Origin of the sequence: Microbulbifer guangxiensis, assembly GCF_021729075.1 — a bacterium.
In the GTDB taxonomy this organism is placed as follows: Bacteria; Pseudomonadota; Gammaproteobacteria; order Pseudomonadales; family Cellvibrionaceae; genus Microbulbifer; species Microbulbifer guangxiensis.
Map to the genome: position 1 here is coordinate 589,060 of NZ_JAJSAQ010000001.1, position 24,618 is coordinate 613,677.

The following is a 24,618-nucleotide window of genomic DNA, read 5'->3' on the forward strand; positions in this document are numbered from 1 at the left end:
CTGCCGACAACCTGGAAGGCACCCCCTCCCCCCCCCCTTAACTGGCTACCGTGGCCGTTCTGACGCACAGCCTGACGCCAAAGGAGCAAATCCCCGCCCACTCTCGGTGCGGAGGACACTGCTATGCCCTATCATCCCGAGCCCCGGAACAACCCAAATCCCATTCACCACTGACCGACGGATTCATTCCCATGCACAAAGCGATCGCGCGAGGGCGCGCCAGACTATTCGCAGGCTGCCTGCTCGCCACTGCCCCCATATGGGCACTCACCACACAGAGCCAGGAACTGGAAGCCCCGCTACCGGAACTGCTGCCCTGGCAGGGCGCCTCCGAGAAGCTGATCATACAGAAGGGTCCTTGGGTGACGCCGGCAGAGGCCAGCGGTTTTGCCACCACCCCGGATTACCAGCAGACCCGCGCCTTCGTCCAGCGGCTGGAAAAGGCGAGCCCGGATATCCGGGCCAGTGACATTGGCATCTCGGCAAGCGGCCGCAAGATCCAGCTGCTGACCCTGACCGCGGGGGGAAGCGATCCCAGAACCAATGGCAAACCGACCCTGCTGGTCCAGGCCGGCATCCACTCTGGAGAAATCGATGGCAAGGATGCGAGCTTCATGCTGCTGCGCGACTATATCGGCGGCGATCAGGCATTGCGGCAACTGATCCAGCAGGTCAACCTGCTGATCATTCCGATCCTCAATGTGGATGGACATGAGCGGGCCGGGCCCTTCACCCGCATGAACCAGCGCGGCCCGGATAACGCCGGCTGGCGAACCAACAGCAATAACCTGAACCTGAATCGGGATTACGCCAAGCTCGATACACCCGAGCTGCGGGCAGTGATGGATATCGTCAATGAGTACAAGCCGAGCCTGTACCTGGATGTGCATGTCACCGATGGTGAGGACTACCAGTACGACATTACCTATGGCTACAACGGTTCCTTTGCCACCGATTCACCGTCCATCGCCAAATGGCTGGAAACCCGCCTGCAGACCACGTTGGACACCAACCTGGCCAAAGCCGGACATATCCCCGGCCCGTTGATTTTCGGCGTGAACTCAAAGAGCTTTGCGGATGGCATTAATCACTGGACTGCCAGTCCACGCTTTTCCAATGGGCTCGGCGACCTCCGCCACCTGCCTACCGTGCTGGTAGAGAACCACTCGCTGAAACCCTATCGCCAGCGGGTGCTTGGCACCTATGTGTTGATCGAGGCATCGCTGCAGGCGCTGGCCGAAGACGGAAAGCAGCTGCAGAAAGCGATTGCCGCCGACCAGCAGCGCCGCCCCGAAAACCAGGTGCTGGCATGGAGCACCAACAAGACCCCTGATACCACTGTCTTTGGCAAGACTCCGTTCAAGGGCATCGATTACAAGAAGGAAGAGAATCCCATCACCGGCGACGAGCAGGTGGTATGGCTCGGCAAAGCCAAGGATTACCCCGCCCTGCCCGTCTTTATCGACAACGTCAAAAGCGTGGAAGTCAGGGTGCCGAAGGCCTTTTTCATTCCCAAGTCAGAAACCCTGGTGTTGGAGCGCCTGAAAGCGCATGGTATCGAAAGTACGGAGCCCGCCCAGAAAGCTGGGACCCTCACGCAACTGAATGTGGACGACCATCACTTCGCGACCGAGCCCTTCGAGGGCCACTTTCGCGTCTCCGCCACATTTTCGGAAGATCAGGTCGACCGCAATCTGGCGGACTATGTCAAAGTCAGCACCGACCAGCCGCTGGGCAAGCTCGCGGTTGCGCTGCTGGACCCGCGCGGTCCCGACTCCTTTTTCCAGTGGGGGTTCTTCAATGGCATTTTCCAGCGCACGGAATACTATGAGCCCTATGCGCTTGTACCGCTGGCAGAGAAAATGCTCGAGGCAGACCCCGCATTGAAGAAAGAATTTGAGAAAAAGCTCCAGGACAAGAATTTTGCTGGCGACCCCAGGGCCAGGTTGGAGTTCTTCTACCAAAACAGCCCGTATTATGACCAGGCCTACCTGAAATATCCGGTGCTGATGGCGTATTAAGTCAGTCTCTTGGGATCAGGAACAGACTTACATCTGAGGAAACAACAAGGCGGGCATTCACGCTCGCCTTTTCCACAAACTCAGAACCCGGGGCTTGCCAGGTTCTGTTCCACTGAGATTTGGATTAATCGTGGATTGTCCACTCCATTCTGGATGACTTGAACTTTCCTCAGGCAATATATTTCCTGCCTCGCTTGCCCCTGTATTTGTACAAGCGCTGATAGGCCCTCCGTTGTTTTGTGATTTCGTACAGCACGATGCCTGACGTCGTACCAAGATTCAGGCTTTCTATCATCCCCAGCATCGGAATATTGATGCAGAGTTCGCTCCGCTTTACAGCCAGGTCGCTGATGCCCCGGGATTCACTGCCGAACCAGATCGCCAGCTTGTGATATTGGGTATAGTCACCTTCATGCAGGACGACATTATCGTGTCCCTTCACATGCGGAGAGGTAACAACCGACCGGAAGTTGTTCCTCTCAAGGTGCTGAAGACAATCCTCCGTGCTATCAAATCGCTTCACAAATGTCCATTTGATCGCAGAAACCGAGGTCCCGGCAAGTGACTTTCTTTCACGCATCTCCTGCCAGTCGTCCGGAAGACGCTTTTTCGGATCAACGATATAGACTTTTTCCACACCCAGTGCATTCACATTACGAATTACGGTGCCGATGTTCTTGATATCATGCGGATCCTCTATCACTGCGATCAGATACTTGCATTGATAAGGCTTGATCTTGTCAGCGCGTATTCGACTATGGCTTTTTTGAGTTATTGAATCCATTGTTCCTGCTCCTGATTCACCTTGACTGCCATCTTGGTTAAGTAAACAAGTCGGCTACCTCATTCTCAGATCGACAACCGCAGCAAAGGCAACACAGCGACACCGTTCAAGTTGCAACCGACACCTGATCTCTGGAATTCGGTTCTTACACCCACTCACACAGTGGGCGATTCCGGTCGGATAATGTCTGGTATGGTTCTGCCCCCATGTTTAGCCGAGCCTCCGGATCATAAGCTCGCTGCTACTGTGGCAAATCACTTTTCTGGCCGCAGACTTTCCAGGCAAGCGTGTAAACGGCCACTGTTGGAGGAAAGAACTGTCTCGCCCTTCGCTCAGGCACACCATCGTCTCTTTTTTCTGTCCAATATCCATGTCAACAAAATGGCGCCCTGTCGGGCGCTCAACCTTTCACACAGATCACCTGACGCAGTGTGTGTACCACGTCCACCAGGTCTGACTGATTTTCCATGACACGGTCGATATCCTTGTAGGCTGCAGGGATCTCATCGAGCACCCCGCTGTCCTTTCGGCAATCGACCCCCCTTGTCTGCTCCTCCAGATCCCGCCGTGTAAAGCGCTTTCTGGCGGCAGTACGACTCATTTTTCGCCCGGCACCGTGGGCACAGGAACAGAAGGATTCCGAGTTGCCCTTTCCACGAACGATATAAGAGCGGGCACCCATGGAGCCGGGAATGATGCCCAACTGCTCCCGCTGTGCACTGATAGCACCCTTGCGGGTGACAAACACATCCCGCCCGAAGTGAGCTTCCCGTACTACATAATTGTGGTGACAGTTGATGGCCTCGGATGTCAGCGTAAAGGGCGGTAAGTGCTCCTGCAGACAGCCAATGACCAGCTTCATCATCTCCTGCCGGTTTACCCGGGCATACTCCTGTCCCCAATTCACTGCTTCCACGTAATCATCAAAGTGCTGACTACCCTCATTGAAGTAGGCCAGGTCACGATCGGGCAGGTTGTGGATATGTCCCGCCATATCCTTTCTGGCCAGTTTGATGAAATGCTGCCCGATCGCGTTACCAATGCCACGGCTACCTGAGTGCAGCATCACCCATACCTGATCGCTCTCATCAAGACAGATCTCGATGAAATGGTTGCCGCCACCCAGGGTCCCCACCTGGGTAACCCAGGTGCGCTGCGGGTCCCGGAGCATCTTCAATAACGCGGGATGCTTTTCGAACAGTCGGTCGGCACCGGGAGCGAGGCCCTTGCAGGCCGATTCCCTCGCATTAATCATCTTGTGCCGTGCAAAGCCGACGGGCACCCGCGCCTCGATAGCCGAGCGAATTGACTTGAGGCTATCGGGTAGCTGGTTTGCCTGCAGTGACGTACGCACGGCATTCATCCCACACCCGATGTCGACCCCGACCGCCGCAGGAATAATGGCGCCGACCGTGGGGATTACGGATCCAACCGTTGCCCCTTTCCCCAGATGCACATCCGGCATTGCCGCCACATGGGAATGCACAATGGGGAGCTGGGCAATATTCTTCAGCTGCTCCAGTGCAGCGTGCTCAATCTCATTCGTATAAATTTTTACCGGTACAGTGCCCGGCGATGCTTTCGCATTCAGTACCATCTTGACTGGCATGATTTTTTCCTGGCTCAATTCATTGATAGTCTTGGTTTAGAGCGCTCTCAACACCCCTTAACCTCAGATATATAGCGCGCGATTTCTGCGATATTTGCACTTTCAATGTGAGAAACATTCACATCAAATACCCTGAAAACCCGCTCTCTCAGTTCCTCGATGGAATCACCCGCATGGGTGAAGTCCCATAGTGAGGATCCATCCGTGATAAAAATATCTTCAGGTTCATATTCCAGGACTTCGGATATGATCCTGCTGACAATTCCCCAGTAGCGCCCAATTTCATCAGTAGCTGCAAACTCGATAGGCAAACCCGTACCGGGCCTTGGAAGCTGCCCACGTCTCTCCTTGACGGCGACGAGGGACTTGCCAAGGTCTTCCAGAGCCTCCTCCCTCGTTTCACCCACGCCGGCGACCTGCCACCAGTTCTCAATCTGGGCGATAAAACGCGGTGTATAAAGCCCTTCCCCAGCCTGCTCAACCGGAGGCTGCTCCCGAATTCGTACCGGATAATCTCTGACGACCCAGTCCTCCTTCAGGAACGACAGTGTCCACTTGATCATCACTTTGAAACTCAACATGTCTTTCACCTTGCTGACCACAGGCCTGTTTGCCGTGTCGCCTTCCAATACTGAAATTTCAATTTCGTCCGCATCAATTATGCGGACCTCCAGTTGCGTCTGTTGCTGAATCCGGTACTCAGGTATTCCATCTGGTCTGCCAGAATCTGATGCGCCTGCAGCATGATCGCCTCGTAGGGGTTGGGCATGAAAGGCACCGCCAACAGCGGCATACCAGCCTCATCCGGTGTCATCGCACCCTTTCGGTTGTTACAGCTCTTACAAGCAGCCACCACATTCTCCCAAGAGTCAGCCCCGCCGCGGGAGGTCGGCATCACATGGTCCCTTGTCAGCTGTGTGCCAGAAAAAAACTCACCACAATAAAGGCAAATGTACTGATCACGGGCGAACAGGCTCTGGTTTGTAAGAGCTGGACGCAGCCTTCCACCCACGCGGTCGATACTGCGGCCGGCAATCACTGGTGCAATCGAAAGTAACGAGCGACGGCCACAGCGCCGGTAGCCACCATGCAACGTTGTCTTGCGAGCACCCAGATCCCACAAAACCTGGTCTTTTGCGTACAGGTAGGCAGCCCGCTGGAGGTTAATCCAGCGGATGGGCCTGCCACCGGCATCCAGATACAGTACTCGAGCCATTGTCCTTTCCTTCGAGCAGAAAACTGGTCGCTTTTTCTGGCACGCCCGGAGGGATTCGAACCCCCAACCGAGACCTTAGAAGGGTCCTGCTCTGCCAATTGAGCTACGAGCGCCTTAAAGTTTCATGAATGTCACACGGTCAGCTGTGCGATATCCCCGAGCCACAAGGTACTGCATGGCCAGTCGGCGGTCCTCGGGAGAGACCTGGTTCAGTACTACCCGCAGCGGCAGGCAATGCCGACCATTGCACCAGGACAGAAAACCGATCAGATTCTCCCGACTCGGTAGCGGTTGTACTACCTGAAGGATCGAAACTGGGAATTCGCGCATGATGCGCTTGGCACTGACATAGTTTGTTGTGGCCAGACTCGCGCCGTGATCGCGAGCCCCAATGATGAGTCGCATAGTGCCTCCTCGCGATGGTTGGCGATCCCGACCGGATTCGAACCGGCAACCACAGGCTTCGGAGGCCTGAGCTCTGTTCCAACTGAGCTACGGGATCATGTTTATAGAATTGATGCCCACGGAACGGATTCGAACCTTCGGCCTCCTGCTTACAAGGCAGGCGCTCTGACCAACTGAGCTACGCGGGCGGAATGAGTGACTTGTATCATTGAAACCACGGGGGCACCTGGGCCCGTGGCGATGAATCGATAGTCTATCTACGGGTTGGCGTGGCCAGAGGCATTTGAACTCGTGTCCTCGGCCTGGACAGCCGGTACCTCGCCACTGGATCATGGGCGCACCTGGAAATTCGCCAACTGGAACAGCTTCTGATTAGCGGGTTTGCAGGCAGGCATACAGGCTCTCAGCCAGTCCCGCTCAATTATTCAATCTGGTCTGCGCAGCAGGATTCGAACCTGCGACAACTACCTCCCAAAGGTAGCGCTCTGATCAGGCTGAGCTATACGCCGGTAAAGTGGCGCCCTGTACCGGATTTGAACCGGTGATCTATCGCTCGACAGGCGAGTGCATTGGACCGCTATGCTAACAGGGCAGATATTGCCGGACTGGGACCAGCTCTCCTGAGAGCCGGTTGTTTGCACAGCAGTTCCTTCCTCAGCTGAACCAGCAGTGCGAAAATTGGAGTCCCGTGGCGGATTTTAACCGCCCTGTGCGGTGTTGCAGACCGCCGCCTATCGCACTCGGCCAGCGGGACAAATAGAGTGACCAGAGACTACGGCTATTGATACACCTTTTGTGGACCTTACCGGCATGCTTGCGTGCTGCCGCTAATCCCATATCCACTGCATCCGGCAATGGGCGCGACAGAGTAGATTGCATGGCTGCCTTTTTTAAGGGCGGCGACACCCGTATCAATACTGCTGCCGGATAGCCGGCAAAGATGGCAGGCCGTCCCGGATTCGAACCGGGAACTCAAGACTCAGAATCTTGCGAGTTGCCAATTACTCACAACGGCCAATTGTTAACGTGCAGCGGTAGTCCCATGCCTGATACGGGTGCCAGTCAATAGCGCTCTTTGTATTTCTGACTACGACCTGCTTTGAGATCGGCTTTGCGATTGCGGTGGACAGACGCGCGGTTGAACTGCCGTGCGTATTTGGCCACAAAGTTACGATTCTTCTGCGCTTTCATCACAGACCCCCTCTATTGGTTGTTAAAAGGATTTCACTTACGGACAGGATCAAACAGCTGGTGCCCGGCCCCGGGCTTGAATCGGGAATGGATCTGCGTTTGAAGCAGGCGCGTCTACCAATTTCGCCGGCCGGGCTCTCCTGTCTGGTACCCCGTGAGGGAGTCGAACCCCCAATGACCTGGGCCTAAACCAGGCGTGTCTGCCTATTCCACCAACGGGGCAATAACTGGTGCGCCGGGCGGGCTTCGAACCCGCAATAAAGCAGGGTTTAAACCTGCCGCGTCTACCCATTCCACCACCGGCGCATGATGAACGTGTCTGGCGGAAGGTACAGGAATTGAACCTGCGTCCCGTTAACGGGCCACCGGCTTTCGAGACCGGAGCATTGCCACTCTGCCAACCTTCCTGAAAAAACTTCTCCTTCCCAATCATCTGGCAGGAGAGTCACTGAGCCCGGCGACACCGGAATCCATCTTTGGCGGAGACAGGAGGATTCGAACCTCCGCGGCCCCAGGGGCCCCCGGATTAGCAATCCGGCGCAATCGACCACTCTGCCATGTCTCCATCGATTGGTCCCGGACTACGGATTCGGGCTCGAGAACCCTTCGTTCCAGTATTCGGGCCAGGGCCTCCGGGCACCCGGGTCGACCCACTGAAACCTCTCACCGCCCCACCAACGCGGTGAACATGACTACCCTCTGGCAGTCCCCCTTGCAACGATTCGGGAGAAGGATTTGACCGCTGCTTGACTGGCGCACCCGACAGGATTCGAGCCTGCAATCCCCGGCTTCGTAGGCCCATGCCTTCAATCCAGTTTGGCCACGGGTGCATTCAACTTTGGGGCGACCGACCGGAATCGAACCGGTGTGTACGAGGGCCACATCCTCGCGCATAGCCGCTCTGCCACGGCCGCCATCATAGCGATCACAGCGTGAAACCGTCAGGGCACTGACTCCGCACCCGGATCGGGACCTGCCTGGCACGCTGCTACCAAGAGAACAGGTAATCCTGATCGCCTGATCCGCGTTGGAGAGACGCAGCCCTCTGTTTGGCTGGCGAGGCGGGGGTCGAACCCGCGAGTCTCCCGGTTAACAGCCGGGTGCATTACCACTTTGCTACTCGCCAATAACCGGCGCACCGCACAAGAGTCGAACTTGTGTGGCCTGGGCTTCAACCAGGTGCTCTACCCACTGAGCGCGCGATGCAGAATGATTGCGGAGCCCAGACTCGAACTGGGGACCTACGCCTCATGAGGGCGCCGAGCTACCACTGCTCTACTCCGCAGAAAATTGGCGGGCCAGGCAGGGATCGAACCTGCAACCACCGGTTTTGGAGGCCGGTACTCTGCCAGTTGAGTTACTGACCCAATCAAAACCCATGGTTGGCGCAGCGGGATTCGAACCCGCGTATGCCGGCTTAAAAGGCCGGTGTATCACCGCTCTACCATACGCCAACGATGGACTCTGATATTGCTATCCCCACGCTGCTCAAAACTTTGTCTACTACATGTGAGTCAGCTGTGCTTGAGCAGTCAGACGATGGGGACAATGTTTTCTGGTTGCGGCGGACAGATTCGAACTGCCGACCAGACCCTTATCGGGGGTTTGCTCTACCGCTGAGCTACACCGCATCAGAAAAAGCGACCAGATTGTTAAACAAACGTGCTGGGTGTCAGTGCCAGCGCACTTTAACCCTCCATAAAAAAACCCGGATGGCGGGATTCGCCAACCGGGTTTTTCACACGTCGTGTTCAAAAGTCCGGCTGGCGCGCAGCCGACCGGACAGGCCGAACTACGCTTTCATGCGGTCACCAAAATCAATCTCTGTACCTTTCGACGGATTCATTGATGGCCAACGCACAAAACTCCTGGGCAATGCACAGGCATACTGCTCCCGTCCCAGATTCTGGGCCGTCCCGAGCATGGTCTTATGGCATTGCAGTCTTAATAACACTTGAGTCACCAGTAGTGAGCGCCGCTGTGCGGCAGAAAACTTTGGAGGCAGAGCAACATCGGATGCCTCATGTTCTTTTTAAAGCTATCACGAAAAAGCAGCTTTGCAACCCACAAATGTCTATTTTTTCCATATTTTTCAATAAGTTACCAATCAAATATGCGAGCGAGCCCCTGCTGCAACCTCAGCATGAAATATTGGGCATAAGTGCCGGTCGAAGCGTGCTTTCATACGCTTACTGCTGTCTCGCTCTCAGAATTCTTCTCAACATTTTCCCTCTCTAAAGAGCTTGCCGTTCAGCAACTCCCTGTTTTCGGTCTGCCTGATAGGGCACCGGATTTAACCTGCGGCAACCTGGACTGCAGCCAAGTTGCCTTCTCCCTTTTGCCCCTGTCTGCGCATCAAGATGGATTATGCGCTTTCCATCCAACTGGTGGGGCCCGCGGGACTCGCACCCCTCGCCCGGCAAAGGCTCGAGAGCTCTTACCGGATGAGCCATGAGCCCTGAAAACAAAAAGCCCCCGGAGGCGAACCTACGGGGGCTATGGGGGCCGAATCCAGAAGGCTCGCGCCTCCCGGGGTTCAGGAGGCCGTTAACAGAGTTTTTTCTTCAGGCAAATAGCCCAGAGCCGAGCCCCTTGTGGGGCGGCGCGGTCTATTCGGTCGAAGTGGCTTGATAACCTGTTCACGGTGTTCTCCTTGGGCAATGGGGGAATTCTAGCGATTCACCGGGAATACGCAACGGACAAAATAGTCCAGTCGACAATTTGGCGCTTAATATTACCTGGCACGGCTCCCGGATGCTGAACACCAGGGTCACAAGCCTGACACAAGCTTCCCTGAGGGGAGTGAGTTATGGTGTTCCAGTCGAAGAAAAATGCTGGATTACACTTCTGTATCCGGTTTACAGTGATTTCAGTGTCCTAGATTTTCAGTGCCAGTTGAGGGTTGCATGTCAAACGATCTCGTCGATGCAAAAGTATCACCCACCGGGCAGTTTGCCATCCTGTCCAAGCACGAAATCCACAAACTGACCCATGACAGCCGTGGGCCCCAATACCAGGCCTTTCGAAACTGCTCGCTGGCTGTCCTGAACAGTGGTGGCTATATGGATGACGGAAAGGAGCTGCTGGAGAGATACTCCGACTATGATATTTCCGTCATTCCCACTGAGCGGAGTGTCAAACTCGAGGTCAGGAATGCCCCGCCCAGTGCATTTGTTGATGGCAGGATGATTCGGGGTATAGCTGAGCACCTGTTTGCGGTGCTTCGTGACATCATCTACGTCAACAGCGAGATCACCGGTGATCCGCGCTATGACCTCGTATCGGCCCGCGGCGTGACCGACGCGGTCTTCCATATCCTGCGTAATGCCGGAACATTCGAGAGGGCCCGCCCGCCGAGGCTGGTGGTCTGCTGGGGTGGCCACTCCATATCCTCAGAGGAGTATGATTACACTAAGAAAGTCGGCTACGAGCTTGCCCTGCGTTATCTGGATATCTGTACGGGCTGTGGGCCCGGGGCGATGAAGGGCCCGATGAAAGGGGCTACGATTGGCCATGCCAAACAGCGCGAGCGGCGTGGTCAATACCTTGGCATTACCGAGCCGGGCATTATTGCTGCGGAGGCACCCAATCCGATCGTCAACCAGCTGGTTATCATGCCGGACATAGAGAAGCGCCTCGAAGCTTTTGTGCGCACCGGCCACGGAATCATCGTATTTCCGGGAGGTGCGGGTACGGCTGAGGAGATTCTTTACCTGCTCGGTATTCTGCTGCACGAGGAAAATCGGGAACAACCTTTCCCGGTCATCTTTACCGGACCGGCCAGCGCTGCAGATTACTTCATTCGTATCGACCAGTTTATTGGCGCCACGCTCGGCGAGGAAGCCCGATCGAAATACCAGATCATTATCGATGATCCCCCGGCAGTCGCACGACAGATGGCGGCCGGCATCGAAGATGTCCGGCAATACCGTAAAGACTCCGGCGATGCCTACTATTTCAACTGGCAATTGAAGGTTTCAACAGAATTCCAGAGGCCGTTCGCGCCGACCCATGAGAATATGCGCAACCTCGCTCTGCATACCAACCAGGAACCCTACCTGCTGGCTGCCAACCTGCGCCGAGCCTTCTCCGGCATTGTTTCCGGAAACGTGAAGGATGAGGGAATTCGCAAGGTAGAGAAACATGGCCCTTACGAATTGTGCGGCGATCCCAAGCTGATGGAGAGCATGGACAAGCTGCTGGAATCTTTCGTGAAGCAGCAAAGGATGAAGCTGCCTGGTAAAACTTACACGCCCTGCTATCGGATCATTGCCTAAACATAAGGTGTATTTATCGCCTCAGGCGAATTCGGCGATACTCAAAATTATGCTAGTCAATCTCAGCTAGTGTGGTCACGATGAAGCCAGGCTGTCTTCCGACGTGGATCGACATTCCCAGTTGCGGGTTTCCGCCGGGATCTATGGGCACCATGCCCCAGCCCCAAATCAGCCATTCTGTGGTCTCCGGCTTATTGGATGATACCTGTGGACGGATCTCTATCGACCTGCCCGTCGAATCAGAGGCGACACGCATAGCCGCTGGCGCTGGCCAGGCCATCCGTTTATTCCTGCGGACTTACCTGTGCGGTGACCCGGAAGGGCCAAAGGCCTATCGCGAGTTGAGCGAGGTCGATCACAGTCTGGTCGGGAAATTGCCTCGCAAGTAAGCTCGCCAATGTGCTGACACGCTGATGCCCCACGTTCAGGATGCCCATCTCTGCCATTCCCTCTACTCGGCATTCGCCGGAACTGAGCAAGGTGGGTCAACCAGAGCGTACTGTCAGCCCGCTTGAACAACGTCTCCTGGACTGATCGCCGGAGCGGCCACAGGACACCAAGACAGCTTCAGATCCACAAGCTGGCCGACAGGAACGGCAGCCACCAAAGTAATACTCAAATGTGTGACCCGTCCCACCGCTGCAGTCAGCGCGCGGAGCGCTGTCCCCAATACCGCTCGGGATCTGTCAGCACTTTTCTCAGGGGGCATGGTAGACCCACAAGAGCTGGGCCATTGTAATGATCATCGGGAAGTCTTCTGTGCCGTGCGGGCCCTTCACCTTATCCTGTACCGACTGCCGCGCTAATGCACTCAACTGCACAAAAAGCGACCACAACGAACACTAAACAAACACCCAGGGAAGCCTTTCTTCCCCACCTGTGGCTCCTGCTCAAGAATGTCCCGGTAGGTCCCCAGCAACCCGCTAATTGACCAATTGGTCATGGATTAGACTGGTCATAAATCCGCCCAAGAACTGGTATAGTGCACTGACTCTCACCATCCGGGCACCGGACACAATAAGAAGGAGAGCCCTCCGTTGATCACAAAGGCCAAAGGCACCTTGCGGCACGCAGCCAGCGGTCTGCGGCTGTGCCTGATTCGGTTATTGCCCCGGCGCGTCCCGATTGCGGTCAAACTGGCACTTGTCATGACGATGCTGCTGGTGCTTGGCATGGCGAGTCTGGGCCTGTTCATCAGCGATAATCAGAATCGCCTGCTTCGGACCCAACTGCATGAGTTCGGCAACACCATGGCTTTGCAGTTAGCAAAACTGGCCAGTGAGCCGATTCTCTCGGAAAACAGTCTCAACCTGCGCATGCTGACCACCAACCTCGGTCAGGATGAGAAAATTCTCGGTGCCGGTATTTACGCACGTGACGGCGAGCTGCTGTCGGCGACTGGCACCCAGCCAACTCTAACCGATTCGGCTTTCCAGGCTGCCGGGGTCCGGGCGCAACCATGGTTTCGGGAGTCAGCTGACGGGTCACGGGAGCGGCTGATCAGCTTTGTGGCCCCGGCGCACTATCTCGACGTCCAGGTCGGCTCTGTGGTGGTGACCTTGTCAGCCTCGCAAATGGATCAGGCCGCAACCAGTACACGCGATGCCATTGTCTACGCTACCCTGGCTATGACTGTGCTGGCTTCCCTGCTGGCCTACTGGCTCAGCCGGCGCCTGTCACTTCCGATCCACCATTTGATGAAAGCAACCCAGGCCATCGACCGCGGCAACCTGGCGATCCGGATCGATGAGCAACGTAATGACGAGATCGGCTATCTGTACCAGGGATTCAACAATATGGCCGCCGGCCTGTTGAGGAAGTCGCAGGTTGAGCAGGTCTTCTCCCGCTACGTGTCGAAGAATGTCGCCGACAAGGTACTGGCCAACCTGGATGAGATCCGACTGGTAGATCGGCCGATTGAGGCAACGGTGCTTTTCGCCGATATCACCGGGTTTACCGCGATGTCCGAGAAGCTCCAGCCGAGTCAGATCTCCGAGCTCTTGAACGAATATTTCTCCTATATTTCACACGCTTGCGCAATGTATGGTGGTGTGGTCGACAAGTTTATTGGCGACTGCGCAATGCTGGCCTTTGGAGTACTCGAGGAAGACAGCGACCACGCGTTCAACGCGATCAGCTGCGCGGTGTTGATTCAGCAACTGGCTGCGCGTTTAAACGAAACACGGCGTGCCGAAGGACGCGCCGAAGTGCATTTCCGCATCGGCATCAACTGTGGTGCGATGCTGGCCGGCAACCTGGGTTCCGACGAGCGAATGGAGTACACCGTGGTCGGCGATGCAGTCAACTTGGCCTCGCGGTTGTGCGCCGAAGCCAAGGCGGATCAAATCATCATTCAGCAGAAAATGTTCAGCATGCTGGAACCGCGTATCAACGCAAAGTCTGAGCGGACACTGTCAATTCGGGGCAAATCAGCGCCGGTGGGAATCTATACCGTGCAGGACATCCATGCTGACGATCAGGCAAAGCTGCAGGCGAACCTGAAGGAAATCCTGGACAGCCGGCACAATCACCAGAACCGACAGGTTGTCATCCATGGGTAATCGCAAGTTAGCACTGGTTTGGTTTTTGCTGTTGCCCCTTCTCCCTGCGTGCAGTCTGATACCAGCACCGCAGCAGTCGCTGGAGGGCCTTCCATCCAGCACACTGCAAGAGGTACGCCAGCAATCCGCCGAGCTTGAGCGATTACAAAAGCTGGATGCTTCAACACCAGCCCGGCAACGACAGATCGATCAATTGCGTAGCAGTTTGCGCCAATTTGAGCGGGACGCCATCCGCACCGCGAAGCGACTGGAGAATCAGGGAGAGTGGCACGACGCCGGACAGATTTTACAGGCCGCAACAGACGCACTACCCAATAGCCAGGCTCTCGGGGCCGCACGGCAACAATTTTCAGAACGGCGCCAGTCCCGTGAAGAGCGGGTACGTATGGAGCTGGCCATACAGCGCGGTGAACAGTTACTGCAAGAGGCTGACGCCTACCAGCGCTTGCGCCAACTCAAAGGCCCCGACGTTCTGACCTGGCTGGAATTGAAGAATTTCCACCGCAAATGTCGAGGCTCCGCACAAGAGCTTCAGGTTCAAGCACAACAGGCAGTGCAACGACAGGACTACAGCGCCGCTCAACGCGCCCTCAAGATCGCACGGCGTCTGTACGGCAATGATCTTCTGCAGGATCGAGGACAGCGCGAAGCAGTCGACCAGGCCCTCGCCCAGTTCAACCATAAACTTCGCCAGACGCAACAGCAGACTGCCAAGGTTGACCTGAAGAAGGATGACAAAGCTCCCGTCACAGAGTTACAGCAGGCGCTGGAGACCGGTGACCTGCTCAGCGCGCGTCAACACCTGAACCAACTAGAGCAACATTCCCCGAAAAATCCGCAACTGCAGCCCCTGCAATCACAATTTCGCATTCAGCTGAACGCCCGAGTTGAAGCCGCGATCAAGCTGGGCAATGACCTTTACAGCGAAGGAAAAATCGAGCGGGCTGTAGAAGTCTGGCGCGAAGCCAAAGCACTCGACCCTGATAATGTCGAACTGCTGACCAACATCGCCAGGGCCGAAAAAGTACTGGAAAACCTGAAGGTGCTGTCGGGACAGCCCGGGTCCCCACCTCAGGAGTAATCTTCAAGGCAGTGATTCATCGCTAGTGCAAGTTAGCTGACACCGGAGAACTTTGAGTAACGCAGTGAACATGCTTCGGGTGTGAGGCTAAAGAGGCATCCATTAATAGCTCCTCACTTCATCAACCCATTTCTGGACCGGACAGCAGATACGAAATGTAGAGGTCTACTGATCCTGGACGCCAATTTAGGTGGTAAAGTAGTCCCCTGCAACGAGCGAGTTCCACTCTCAAAGCAATCTCCAGCCAAAATTAAGTCTCTCACGAGGGACGACTGGGCTGGCTAGGAACACCCGCCCTCGTGCCACGTGGCTAGACATAAGCATTGCGCTGGGTACCGAGGTGTAACTACTGATAGAAGCCCGTAAATCTCAAACTATTCGATCGCACCAATGTCTGTCCGTCGCCAGGCAACTAACAAACGACTAAGGTCGAGGGTCTTTTAATCAACCGACTCACCTGTTTGATGTTTCACGTTGATAGCACCCCCCAGAGATGACTCGCTCTTCGCTACCTTCTTGTGTAAAGCGCTTTCCAACTCGAAAATCTCGAGCTCTATACAATCCGGCTTACGCAACCTCTTTGCTCCATATTTTGCCGCCTCGAGGTGCCGGCTGGCCATGACAAAGTCTTCCGCATGAATTGCAATTTCAGCTGCAATCCTGTGCGTATCGGCCAAATAATACAGCGCTTCATTTTTCGCCAAAACCTTGACAATACTCTCAAAAATACCTTCCATCTCAGCAAGGAATGGATTACGGCCTGCCCTTGTTAGATGGAGAATACACTCCGACCATCTGGCAAAGTGGCAGGGATCTATATCCGCGAATCTGGGCAACAGATCCAGTGCGGCATCGAAATCTCCCAAATGGATCAAGCACAGCGCCTTGGCCAACCTCTGATCAGTGGCTCTGGAAGAGCCAAACATTGAGGAGTTAATGTCCTTGACAAGCTCGTAAGCTTTTTCTATACGGCCTAGCTTTAAATTTGCGTATGACCTCTGGCGTAATAGAACATCATCAGAAGTTTTTTTACGCGAGTACTGCTCAGCACAGAAGCGATCCGCCTCCTCATACTCACCGGAATCCATCAGTGCATCTGCATACTCCGCGGAGATACACTGAAAGCAGGGCCAGCTTGGATCGATTCTTGCCAAGGTTTCACCGGAAGCAGCCTTCCTCTCTGCAGCAAATCCAGGACCGTCCTTTATGGCATATGCGCTTGTCAGGTCCTGGATAGCGCAGACACTCTGAGGACAATCTCTGACATCTTCCCGGGAGGAGTACTCGACCAACCGTACGGCCTCCTCCAACGCATCGTGACTCACATCCATACGGTGCAATATCCGGCTCTGAAGGCGCCAGTGTCTGAAATACACATTGAGCCAGGCGTTGTCCTGGCAAGCAGGCATGGCAAGCGCCTCATCGACCAGAGATTCTGCCACGTCATGGTCACCACTACAGATCTTTTCGGGAACTTCATCCAACAGATCAGCCAACCGCTCCTGCCCTTCATCCTCCAGTTCAATGGCAGCGCCATAAACCCATTTCCAAATATCCATATCTATTTACCTCCCTCTAATACCTGTGTAAGCGCCTCAGAATACTCCCTGAAAACGCCCTCAATATCTGAATGGCCCTGTGGACCGCGAATAAGTTCGATCAGGGGCGCAAGCAGTTGAGCACCCAGCTGTGCCAACGGCTCCTGGACTGACAGCAGAAGCTGAACCACCTCACTATTGGCATTCAGGTGCAGCGTAAAAATCGGGCCGTCTTTCACCTCATCAGTGAATTGTCGAGCGAGCCTCAATGCAGCGCCGCCAATGCGCGCTTCTACCTCGCAAGATTCAATTTCACGCTTCAATTCCTGCTCCCTATCCCGCACAAAAAGAAACGGCAGGAATTCTGGCGAGAACCGGCTCAAGACCACATCACAGTCGTCATTGCCAAACAGGACTTGCAACCGTTCTCGGCATTCTTCCCTACCAGTTTCAGGGCGCAACATCTCAGCGTCCCCCTCCCTGGTACCGAGAATCACAACCTCTCCCCGACGCTCATTGGCATATTTCCTGCAGAATGCAGTAACCGCATACCTAGAACCCGTTACGACCGGAACCTTGAGCGCCCGCAACAAGAGCGCCTCAAAGGGATTGCCCTTTTCTTTGTGGCTTATGTGTATCTTGCTTCCGGATCGATCCAGGAGCTCCTTAAGTCTTAAATTACCGATATCTGTAGGAACGGTTAGCTCATCACATAGAACATCAAATAGGCGATCATCGCATAATGCTGCTCCCAGGAGAGTTTCATTATGGATCTTCATCACCTTTTTCCAGCTAACTGGATCAACCGAGGGAAGATTTGAAATCCCGTCAACAAGCTCGTTCCGGAGGATGGAAATCACCTCATCATAGTCGCGATTCTTTTTCAGGGACTCGCGACTTGCGGTAGGATTCAGAGAGTCACATTCCAGCACACATCCAATAAAACCAGCCCATGCAGGAAGGAGTTCTCGCTCCTCATCAGAAATTTGCATTCCACGGACAAAGACCGAGACACTCCTCTGGTCATTAGAGGCATAGGACTTTATTCCATGAATCCAGAACACACCCCTCACCGTGACCTCGCCAGAAGTTGCCTCAAACTCCCATGCACATATTGGTGAATATGGTTCCGCAAACTGGTCGGCAAACTTCTTTGCCAATATCCTTCGCCTAAGGGAACTCTGACCTTCCTGCCAAGGAAGGAAAAAATCATTGGCGAGTTCTCCCCCGACATATACGGGAATGCGCAATAAACAGCAATATTTCTGCACAAGCCCCCAAACCAGCCAGTGATCACTGAGGTGCTCATACTCTTCTTTCAAATGAAGAACAACACGGGTCCCTACTGGCCTTGGAGCTGCTTGCTCAATCGTAAACGTTTGCCCAGAGCGAGTACTGAAATACCAAGCTTGTTCCGGTTCCTGCATGGAGCAAGTCCATACCTCGGTTTTATTCGCCACCACATAGGCAGACAAAAAACCAAGGCCAAAGTATCCAATAAGTCCACCTTCTGGCCTCTCTCCCCGGAACGTTCTTGTTTTTCCTGATCCTATCACTGCCAGGTAATTCCGGATTTCCTCGTCCGTCATCCCAGCACCGTTATCAGTCACAGATAATGTACGGCGTTCACTATCGACCTCGACAGTCACTTTTCCATCGGAACCATCCCGAGGATTTCCTTCCTCGATCAATCGTCTGACAATGGAATCGTGTCCATTTTGTATCAGCTCTCGCACGACGACCTGCGGAGTTGAATAAAGTGCGCCACCCAAGACATTGATTATCGACTCAATATCAACTGACGCCTTCCCTAACATTACTGACATATCCATGCTCAACCACTTCCATGTGTCTCAATTATCTGCACAAATTTAACCGCATGTGCACCCACTTATTGGATGGGATTCTTTCTCTCTTTAGCGAAACGCGCCTCAATATTTTTCAAGTGTTTCGAAAAATATTGCCAGACAGGTACTACATTTATATAGGTACTAGCACACTTCAAAAAAACGTTCGCAAACTGCTATCTGAAAAAACCCAGTCATCCTCAAGAAACGGCGCAAGTTTTCTCTGACACGACAGGCGATTCAGGAAATTAACAGCTTCAAAACATTAAATAGCTGGGCAATGCATAGGTACACCGAGCTCTGGAACGTCCTGAGCCCTGTATTACTCCTATGGCATAGCAGCACTAATAACACTGACATGATCAATCACTAGCGCCGCTAACTAACAAAAAATTTTGATGAAACCTAGCATCGATCGCCTCAAGCTCTCTTTTCAAGCTATCACAAAAAAATAGTAATGCAAAAAAATTCTCTATATTTTTCAGTGGCTTACAATACTTTCGGGCGATCAATGACCTACTGTTATTCCAGCATGTAAATTTGGGCTCAAGTGCCAGTCGCAGCGATTTTTCATACGCCTATAACTTTCTCAACCTTGCAATATTTCTCACCACTAGTTCCTTCTACAAAATTAGGCCAACAGGCTTTGTTTCCAGTTGCTCCCCAAAACATGAAAACTCAGGACTGACCGCGTGGCTTGCGTCTGAGCAGATCGCTCAGAGCGAATCATCTTCTCCTGGTTCGCAACGACCAACCACTACGCAGAAATCCCCCATCAATGCCAACTCTGATTCCTGGTTGGCTCCCATAATCCCGCTAACTCATTTCGCTCAATAATTAACATCGTATTCATGTGGGCAACGCCCTGTGCATCGCAAATAAAAAACCCCCGGAGGCGAACCTACGGGGGCTATTGAAAGCACATTCCGGAAGGCTCACACCTTCCCTTGTTTAGAAGGCTGTCAGAACAAATTCTCCACCACACAAATAGACCACGCCATCAACTCCATTGAAGCGGCGAAATCTGTTAGATCGAGATAACTTTGCAACCTACTCACGGTTCTCTCCTTAAAAGATGCGCGAATTCTAGAGATCTGCTCTCGATATACAATAGGTATAAATTAGAAAATGAAATTATGGCGCGAAAATCGGCAACATTTCCCATTCCAGCGTTTTTTAGACGACACCAAATGGCCTCGAAAGACTTGAACTGACGAAACGGCGTCACAACATACCCTAGACTTCAGACACGCCTATCACCAGGATGCAGACTTTAGCGACTCTGCGGATCCTCACATATTCGCGACCACACAACTAGCAGCGATGTACGCCCGAGCTAAAACTTTCCAAGACTTTGCATAGCCATTGCTGGCTCTCAGCCTAGTGGGTAAAGCGCGATATCACCACATCTTCAAGTGATTGTGACCTGCTCCCCGCTTTCTAGTCCACCCAGCTTCTAGTAATGTTCATCACCAATAAGGAAGATGGATATGAAGAAACGATTTACCGAAGAGCAGATCATCCCGGCCTTGAAGGAGGCTGAGGCCGCCATCCCGGTCAAAGAGCTCTGTCGCAAGTACAGCATCTCTGATGTCACTTTCTACACGCGGCGCAAGAAGTATGGCGGCTTGGAGGTGGCTGAAGCGCGCCGCCTCGAGGCACTTGAAGAAGAGAATGCCCGCCTGAAGAAGCTGCTGGCCGAATCCATGCTTGATCAGGAGGCTCTCAGGGCTGCTCTCAACCGAAAGTATTAACCGTCGGGAGCAAGCGCGAGGCCGTGCTCACCATGCAGCTGGAAACGACCATCTCGGAGCGCAGGGCCTGTTCACTCGTCGGGTTACCCCGCATCGATGCGATATCAGAGCCAGAAAGCTCCTGAAACAGAGCTAGCAATCGCTCTGGAGCGACGACCGCAGGGTGCATCAGATGCTGCGGCGAGAGAGGCTACAGGTGAATCACAAGAAGGTCTACCGGCTGTACATTGAGGCCGAGCTCGCAGTGCGCAAGCGCCAGAAACGTAAGAGCGTGATGGTCGAGCTGTAGGCCCTCAAGCTGCCGGAAGCCCCCAATTAAGGGTGGTCAATGGACTTCGTGTTGGATGCCTAAGCCAACGGCCGCCGTATCAAATGCCTGATCATTGTCGACGACTGCACCAAGGTGCGCCCCAACATCCCCGTATCTCTGGCCATGAGGTCGTGCGCACACTGGATGCTATAACTGCATTCCGGGGCTACCCAAAAAAACAATCAGGACCGACCAAGGGCCGGAGTTCACAAGTAAGGCCATGGATCAGTGGGGCTATGAGAATGGCGTAAAGCTGAAACTCAGTCAGGCTGGCAAGCCGACTCAGAACGGCTACATCGACAGCTTCAATGGCAAATTCCGCAATGAATGCCTCAATTAGCACTGGTTCCGCGACCTGGCGCATGCCCGAGAGATCATCAGCGGATGGCGGCAGGACTACAACGAGCAGCAACCACCCTCATCGCTTGGTTACCAGACTCCGGCTGAGTTCGCTCCCGTGGTGAGGCAGGATAAAAAAGAATCAACCACCACGGACATTACTAATGTTGCAGTTGGATTGAAGATTGGGGACAAGTCAAAAGATCTATCAATAAGCCCTAACTTCATCAACCAATTTTCTGACTGAACAACAGATACGAAAAAGCCCGCACAACGGCGGGCTTTTTCAAATAATGGTCGGAGTGGCCGGATTTGAACCGACGACCACCACACCCCCAGTGTGGTGCGCTACCAGGCTGCGCTACACTCCGACGGAGGGGAATCAAGCGACTAAAATATTGCTAAGTGCTTGATTTTTAAGGCATCGCATTGCGATGAGGCGCAAATCATACATCAGTGGGCTGGGAATGCAAGCCCGGATTTGCACCCTTTGAGTACTTTAGTTCCGCGTCTCCAGCAGGGCCAGCACACCTTCCAGTTCGGCAATCATCTGCGGCAGCACCTGCTGCAATTGCACGGTCTGGACCTTCTCCGTACCGGATTCCATCTGCAGTCTGGCGCCACCGATGGTGTAACCCTCCTCGTAAAGGAGTGCACGGATCTGGCGGATCAAGATGACATCCTGGTGCTGGTAGTAGCGGCGGTTGCCGCGACGCTTGACCGGGCTGAGCTGAGGGAATTCCTGTTCCCAGTAGCGGAGCACGTGAGGCTTCACAGCGCAGAGTTCGCTGACCTCGCCAATGGTGAAGTAGCGTTTGCCGGGGATCGTTGGCAGTTCGCTGTTATTGCTCGCTTCCAGCATGCTCTTCTACTCGCGCCTTGAGTTTTTGTCCCGGTTTGAACGTGACTACGCGCCGGGCGGAGATTGGGATCTCTTCGCCGGTTTTGGGATTGCGGCCGGGCCGTTGGCTCTTGTCCCTAAGGTCAAAGTTGCCAAAACCTGACAGCTTCACCTGCTCGTTGTTTTCCAACGCATTGCGGATTTCCTCGAAGAAAAACTCAACGAGTTCCTTGGCCTCACGCTTGTTGAAGCCCAGCTCCTCGTACAGCTTTTCGGCGAGCCCGGCCTTGGTCAGTGCCTCTGTCATTGGTTCCTACCAATACATTCAGAGGCGTCGACTCCAGATCGGAAGCGGCCCAAACCGCGGCGGCTTTCAACCCGGCAGCAGACGCTCTCGGGGTGCCATGCAACCTGCACCCCGGGGCGACATGGCCGGATCAGCGCAAGCTGGCGTTATATTTTTGTTCTAGTTGTCGGACAACCGCATCAACTGCGGCATTGATTTCGTCGTCGTTAAGGGTGCGCGACGGATGCTGAAAGGTCAAGCCCATCGCAACACTTTTTCTATTGAAATCAATGCCTTTGCCCTGATAGACGTCAAAAATTTTGAGGTCCGTCAAAGTTTCGCCGGCGGCTTCAGCCGCAGTTTCCACCATGCTGGCGGCCGGTACATCGGCATCAATCAGCAGGGCCAGGTCTCGACGCACTTCCGGGAAGCGGGAAAGAGGCCGGAATGCCGGCAGAGCGGCCTCGCCGAGGGCCTCCAGGCTCAGCTCGAACAGGTAAGCAGTCTTGGGCAACTCCAGCTTCTTCTGCAGCTGAGGGTGCAGGGCGCCAACGACACCCAGATCGCGGCCATCGCGGGTGATACGCGCGGTCTGGCCCGGGTGCAGGGCGCTGTGCTCACCGGCCTGGAACTGGAATTCCACCTCGCCAAAATGCGCCAGCAGTGCTTCCACATCGCCTTTGATGTCGTAGAAGTCCACAAGGTCCTTGCCACCGGTCCAACTCTCGCCCTGGCGCCCCCCGTAGATCAGGCCTGCGATCATTGGCTCCTGACGCAGCTCGTCAGCACCCGGAACGAAACGCAACCCGGTTTCGAAAAGGCGCACACGGCTCTGCTGGCGGTTGAGGTTGTACTGCAGTGCCTTGCAAAGGCCGGGCATCAGGCTGGTACGCATGACAGCGAGATCGGCACTGATGGGGTTCTGTAGCGCTACCGGCTCTGACTTGGGATCAAAGAGCCCAGCGGAATCGCGATCGATAAAGCTGAAGGTGATCGCCTCGTGGTAGCCACGGGCCAGCAGGGTCTGTTCGAGTGCCTCCTGGTCTACCAGGGATTCCTTCTGCGGCAGGATATCCAGTGCTGCGGTGAAGCTCTCGCTGGGGATGCGGTTGTAGCCGTACACCCGGGCCAACTCCTCCAGCAGATCGGCCTCGATGGCGAGGTCGAAGCGGAAGCTTGGAACCAGGAAAGTCCAGCCGTCGCTGTCCTCGCCGATCTTCTGCAGGCCGAGGCGGGTGAGGATATCGACGATCTCATCATCGGCGATCTCTACGCCCAGACCGGCTGCAACGCGAGCGCGACGCAGGGTGATATGGCGCTCCGCCGGCATGACCTCTTCCAGCTCCCGCAGGTGTACCGGGCCGGGCTCGCCACCGACGATATCCAGCAGCAGCCGGGTGGCGCGCTCAACGGCCTGCTCCTGCAGGCGATAATCGACACCGCGTTCGAAACGGTGGGAAGAATCCGTGTGCAGGCCATAGGAGCGCGCCTTACCGGCAATGGCCAGCGGATTGAAGAAGGCGCTCTCGAGGAAAATGTCACGGGTCTGTCCGGACACCGCAGACTCTTCACCACCCATAATGCCGGCCATGGCCAGCGGCTTTTTCTCATCGGCGATGAGCAGCGTGCCCTCTTTCAGCTCGACTTCCTGACCATCCAGCAGGGTCAGCTTCTCGCCGCCCAGTGCCAGGCGCACCTTGATACCGCCATCGAGCTTGGCCAGATCGAAGGCATGCATGGGCTGCCCCAGTTCCAGCAGAACATAGTTGGTGACGTCTACTACCGGATCAATACTGCGCAGGCCACTGCGGCGCAGACGCTCCTGCATCCACAGGGGTGTTTCGGCGTTGATGTCGATGTTGCGGATGACCCGCCCCACGTAACGCGGACAGGCATCACCAGCCATGAGGGAGACCGGTACACTGTCATCCAGCTGCGCCGCCACCGGCGCCATCTCCGGGCCCTGCACCGGGCAGCGGTTCAGCACTCCCACCTCCCGCGCGATGCCGGCAATGCCCAGGCAGTCGGAACGGTTGGGCGTGAGGTCCACCTCGATGGTCTCGTCCTCCAGCTGCAGGTATTCCCGCAGATCGGTACCGGTGGGTGCATCGGCGGGCAGCTCCCAAATACCGTCGCTGTCTTCACCGAGCTCCAGCTCAGTCTGGGCGCAGAGCATGCCGAAGCTCTCGACCCCACGCAGCTTGGCTTTCTTGATCTTGAAATCACCCGGCAGCTTGGCACCAACCAGCGCAAACGGGATCTTGATGCCGGTGCGGGCATTGGGCGCGCCGCAGACCACCTGCATCTCGCCTTCCGGATGGCCGGCCACTTTACAGACCCGCAGCTTGTCCGCGTCGGGATGCTGCTCGCAGGCAATGATCTCGCCCACGACGACACCAGAGAACTCCCCGGCGACTTTCTCGATTCCATCCACTTCGAGTCCGGCCATGGTGATCTGGTCGGCCAGTTCCTGTGCGGTCAGTTGCGGGCTGACCCATTCCCGCAGCCATGCATTGCTGAGTTTCATAATCGATCTCTTTCTCTTCTTTCCTTGAGCG

Annotated in this window: 15 protein-coding genes, 20 tRNA genes and 1 pseudogene; 5 read left to right on the forward strand and 31 right to left on the reverse strand. The window is 54.9% G+C overall.

Annotation, left to right across the window (positions count from 1 at the left end; all coding sequences use genetic code 11):
- The first annotated feature begins 191 nt into the window (after positions 1–191).
- Entirely contained in the window at positions 192–2,021 is a 1,830-nt protein-coding gene (locus LVD12_RS02515; RefSeq protein ID WP_237065407.1) for a M14 family metallopeptidase, read from the forward strand.
- A gap of 169 nt (positions 2,022–2,190) precedes the next feature.
- Here LVD12_RS02515 and LVD12_RS02520 read toward each other — a convergent pair whose 3' ends face one another.
- From LVD12_RS02520 to LVD12_RS02635, 25 genes are all read right to left on the reverse strand, one after another.
- Positions 2,191–2,805 (reverse strand): TrmH family RNA methyltransferase, encoded by a 615-nt coding sequence (locus tag LVD12_RS02520; protein WP_237065409.1) that lies wholly within the window; start codon positions 2,803–2,805, stop codon positions 2,191–2,193.
- Between the two features lie 400 nt (positions 2,806–3,205).
- Entirely contained in the window at positions 3,206–4,414 is a 1,209-nt protein-coding gene (locus LVD12_RS02525) for an RtcB family protein (RefSeq protein WP_237065411.1), read from the reverse strand.
- Positions 4,415–4,461: 47 nt separating this feature from the next.
- A complete protein-coding gene (locus tag LVD12_RS02530) occupies positions 4,462–4,995 on the reverse strand; it encodes an NAD-dependent epimerase/dehydratase family protein (protein WP_237065412.1) in 534 nt (177 codons plus the stop codon).
- A gap of 77 nt (positions 4,996–5,072) precedes the next feature.
- Positions 5,073–5,630 (reverse strand): HNH endonuclease, encoded by a 558-nt coding sequence (locus LVD12_RS02535; RefSeq protein WP_237065415.1) that lies wholly within the window; start codon positions 5,628–5,630, stop codon positions 5,073–5,075.
- A 37-nt stretch (positions 5,631–5,667) separates the two neighbouring features.
- Positions 5,668–5,743, reverse strand: a tRNA-Arg gene (locus LVD12_RS02540).
- A 1-nt stretch (position 5,744) separates the two neighbouring features.
- On the reverse strand, positions 5,745–6,035 hold the full coding sequence (locus tag LVD12_RS02545; protein WP_237065417.1) for a hypothetical protein: 291 nt from the start codon (positions 6,033–6,035) through the stop codon (positions 5,745–5,747).
- Positions 6,036–6,054: 19 nt separating this feature from the next.
- Positions 6,055–6,132, reverse strand: a tRNA-Arg gene (locus LVD12_RS02550).
- A 16-nt stretch (positions 6,133–6,148) separates the two neighbouring features.
- Positions 6,149–6,223: transfer RNA gene (locus LVD12_RS02555), tRNA-Thr, on the reverse strand.
- A gap of 243 nt (positions 6,224–6,466) precedes the next feature.
- Positions 6,467–6,544, reverse strand: a tRNA-Pro gene (locus LVD12_RS02560).
- A gap of 6 nt (positions 6,545–6,550) precedes the next feature.
- Positions 6,551–6,627: transfer RNA gene (locus LVD12_RS02565), tRNA-Asp, on the reverse strand.
- Positions 6,628–6,714: 87 nt separating this feature from the next.
- Positions 6,715–6,789: transfer RNA gene (locus LVD12_RS02570), tRNA-Cys, on the reverse strand.
- Positions 6,790–7,097: 308 nt separating this feature from the next.
- Positions 7,098–7,226, reverse strand: coding sequence for a DUF7230 family protein (locus LVD12_RS16045; RefSeq protein ID WP_255771320.1), 129 nt, complete (start codon positions 7,224–7,226; stop codon positions 7,098–7,100).
- A gap of 58 nt (positions 7,227–7,284) precedes the next feature.
- Positions 7,285–7,362, reverse strand: a tRNA-Leu gene (locus LVD12_RS02575).
- A gap of 9 nt (positions 7,363–7,371) precedes the next feature.
- Positions 7,372–7,448: transfer RNA gene (locus LVD12_RS02580), tRNA-Leu, on the reverse strand.
- Positions 7,449–7,454: 6 nt separating this feature from the next.
- A tRNA-Leu gene (locus tag LVD12_RS02585) sits at positions 7,455–7,532 on the reverse strand.
- Between the two features lie 14 nt (positions 7,533–7,546).
- Positions 7,547–7,633 (reverse strand) — tRNA-Ser (locus LVD12_RS02590).
- Between the two features lie 70 nt (positions 7,634–7,703).
- Positions 7,704–7,791 (reverse strand) — tRNA-Ser (locus LVD12_RS02595).
- 186 nt (positions 7,792–7,977) lie between these two features.
- Positions 7,978–8,056: transfer RNA gene (locus LVD12_RS02600), tRNA-Arg, on the reverse strand.
- Between the two features lie 9 nt (positions 8,057–8,065).
- Positions 8,066–8,140: transfer RNA gene (locus LVD12_RS02605), tRNA-His, on the reverse strand.
- A gap of 136 nt (positions 8,141–8,276) precedes the next feature.
- Positions 8,277–8,352: transfer RNA gene (locus LVD12_RS02610), tRNA-Asn, on the reverse strand.
- An 8-nt stretch (positions 8,353–8,360) separates the two neighbouring features.
- Positions 8,361–8,432 (reverse strand) — tRNA-Phe (locus tag LVD12_RS02615).
- A gap of 7 nt (positions 8,433–8,439) precedes the next feature.
- A tRNA-Met gene (locus LVD12_RS02620) sits at positions 8,440–8,511 on the reverse strand.
- Between the two features lie 6 nt (positions 8,512–8,517).
- Positions 8,518–8,593 (reverse strand) — tRNA-Trp (locus LVD12_RS02625).
- A gap of 12 nt (positions 8,594–8,605) precedes the next feature.
- Positions 8,606–8,680: transfer RNA gene (locus LVD12_RS02630), tRNA-Lys, on the reverse strand.
- Positions 8,681–8,782: 102 nt separating this feature from the next.
- Positions 8,783–8,857: transfer RNA gene (locus tag LVD12_RS02635), tRNA-Ile, on the reverse strand.
- Positions 8,858–10,132: 1,275 nt separating this feature from the next.
- On the opposite strand from LVD12_RS02635, the gene ppnN reads away from it, so the two are divergent.
- The 3 genes from ppnN (at position 10,133) to LVD12_RS02650 (ending at position 15,145) form a co-directional block, all read left to right on the forward strand.
- On the forward strand, positions 10,133–11,503 hold the full coding sequence (ppnN, locus tag LVD12_RS02640; protein WP_237065419.1) for a nucleotide 5'-monophosphate nucleosidase PpnN: 1,371 nt from the start codon (positions 10,133–10,135) through the stop codon (positions 11,501–11,503).
- A 1,037-nt stretch (positions 11,504–12,540) separates the two neighbouring features.
- Entirely contained in the window at positions 12,541–14,064 is a 1,524-nt protein-coding gene (locus tag LVD12_RS02645) for an adenylate/guanylate cyclase domain-containing protein (protein WP_237065421.1), read from the forward strand.
- Positions 14,057–15,145: a tetratricopeptide repeat protein gene (locus tag LVD12_RS02650; protein WP_237065422.1), complete on the forward strand. Its 1,089-nt coding sequence runs from the start codon at positions 14,057–14,059 to the stop codon at positions 15,143–15,145. The genes LVD12_RS02645 and LVD12_RS02650 overlap by 8 nt, the downstream gene beginning before the upstream one ends.
- Positions 15,146–15,585: 440 nt before the next feature.
- Here the strand turns inward: LVD12_RS02650 and LVD12_RS02655 are convergent, their stop codons facing one another.
- Both LVD12_RS02655 and LVD12_RS02660 read right to left on the reverse strand, forming a co-directional pair.
- Positions 15,586–16,704 carry a hypothetical protein gene (locus LVD12_RS02655; protein WP_237065424.1) on the reverse strand — a complete coding sequence of 373 codons (1,119 nt, stop codon included), beginning with the start codon at positions 16,702–16,704 and terminating at the stop codon, positions 15,586–15,588.
- Between the two features lie 2 nt (positions 16,705–16,706).
- On the reverse strand, positions 16,707–18,515 hold the full coding sequence (locus LVD12_RS02660) for an ATP-binding protein (RefSeq protein WP_237065425.1): 1,809 nt from the start codon (positions 18,513–18,515) through the stop codon (positions 16,707–16,709).
- A 1,505-nt stretch (positions 18,516–20,020) separates the two neighbouring features.
- Between LVD12_RS02660 and LVD12_RS02665 the strand changes: the two are divergent.
- A pseudogene (locus LVD12_RS02665) lies at positions 20,021–21,099 on the forward strand (IS3 family transposase); the annotation flags it as partial.
- Positions 21,100–21,227: 128 nt separating this feature from the next.
- On the opposite strand, the gene LVD12_RS02670 reads toward LVD12_RS02665, so the two are convergent.
- From LVD12_RS02670 to pheT, 4 genes are all read right to left on the reverse strand, one after another.
- Positions 21,228–21,304: transfer RNA gene (locus tag LVD12_RS02670), tRNA-Pro, on the reverse strand.
- Between the two features lie 128 nt (positions 21,305–21,432).
- Entirely contained in the window at positions 21,433–21,795 is a 363-nt protein-coding gene (locus tag LVD12_RS02675; protein ID WP_237065427.1) for a MerR family transcriptional regulator, read from the reverse strand.
- Positions 21,776–22,081, reverse strand: coding sequence for an integration host factor subunit alpha (gene ihfA, locus LVD12_RS02680; protein WP_237065429.1), 306 nt, complete (start codon positions 22,079–22,081; stop codon positions 21,776–21,778). Before ihfA ends, LVD12_RS02675 begins: the two co-directional genes overlap by 20 nt.
- A gap of 130 nt (positions 22,082–22,211) precedes the next feature.
- Positions 22,212–24,587, reverse strand: coding sequence for a phenylalanine--tRNA ligase subunit beta (gene pheT / locus LVD12_RS02685; RefSeq protein WP_237065431.1), 2,376 nt, complete (start codon positions 24,585–24,587; stop codon positions 22,212–22,214).
- Between the last annotated feature and the right edge of the window lie 31 nt (positions 24,588–24,618).

Coding starts and splice junctions, on each gene's coding strand:
- LVD12_RS02535 (WP_237065415.1), bottom strand. CDS start 5,630: ATGGCTCGAGTACTGTATCTGGATGCCGGTGGCAGGCCCATCCGCTGG.
- ihfA (WP_237065429.1), bottom strand. CDS start 22,081: ATGACAGAGGCACTGACCAAGGCCGGGCTCGCCGAAAAGCTGTACGAG.
- LVD12_RS02655 (WP_237065424.1), bottom strand. CDS start 16,704: ATGGATATTTGGAAATGGGTTTATGGCGCTGCCATTGAACTGGAGGAT.
- LVD12_RS16045 (WP_255771320.1), bottom strand. CDS start 7,226: ATGAAAGCGCAGAAGAATCGTAACTTTGTGGCCAAATACGCACGGCAG.
- LVD12_RS02525 (WP_237065411.1), bottom strand. CDS start 4,414: ATGCCAGTCAAGATGGTACTGAATGCGAAAGCATCGCCGGGCACTGTA.
- ppnN (WP_237065419.1), top strand. CDS start 10,133: ATGTCAAACGATCTCGTCGATGCAAAAGTATCACCCACCGGGCAGTTT.
- LVD12_RS02515 (WP_237065407.1), top strand. CDS start 192: ATGCACAAAGCGATCGCGCGAGGGCGCGCCAGACTATTCGCAGGCTGC.
- pheT (WP_237065431.1), bottom strand. CDS start 24,587: ATGAAACTCAGCAATGCATGGCTGCGGGAATGGGTCAGCCCGCAACTG.
- LVD12_RS02545 (WP_237065417.1), bottom strand. CDS start 6,035: ATGCGACTCATCATTGGGGCTCGCGATCACGGCGCGAGTCTGGCCACA.
- LVD12_RS02520 (WP_237065409.1), bottom strand. CDS start 2,805: ATGGATTCAATAACTCAAAAAAGCCATAGTCGAATACGCGCTGACAAG.
- LVD12_RS02675 (WP_237065427.1), bottom strand. CDS start 21,795: ATGCTGGAAGCGAGCAATAACAGCGAACTGCCAACGATCCCCGGCAAA.
- LVD12_RS02660 (WP_237065425.1), bottom strand. CDS start 18,515: ATGGATATGTCAGTAATGTTAGGGAAGGCGTCAGTTGATATTGAGTCG.
- LVD12_RS02530 (WP_237065412.1), bottom strand. CDS start 4,995: ATGTTGAGTTTCAAAGTGATGATCAAGTGGACACTGTCGTTCCTGAAG.
- LVD12_RS02650 (WP_237065422.1), top strand. CDS start 14,057: ATGGGTAATCGCAAGTTAGCACTGGTTTGGTTTTTGCTGTTGCCCCTT.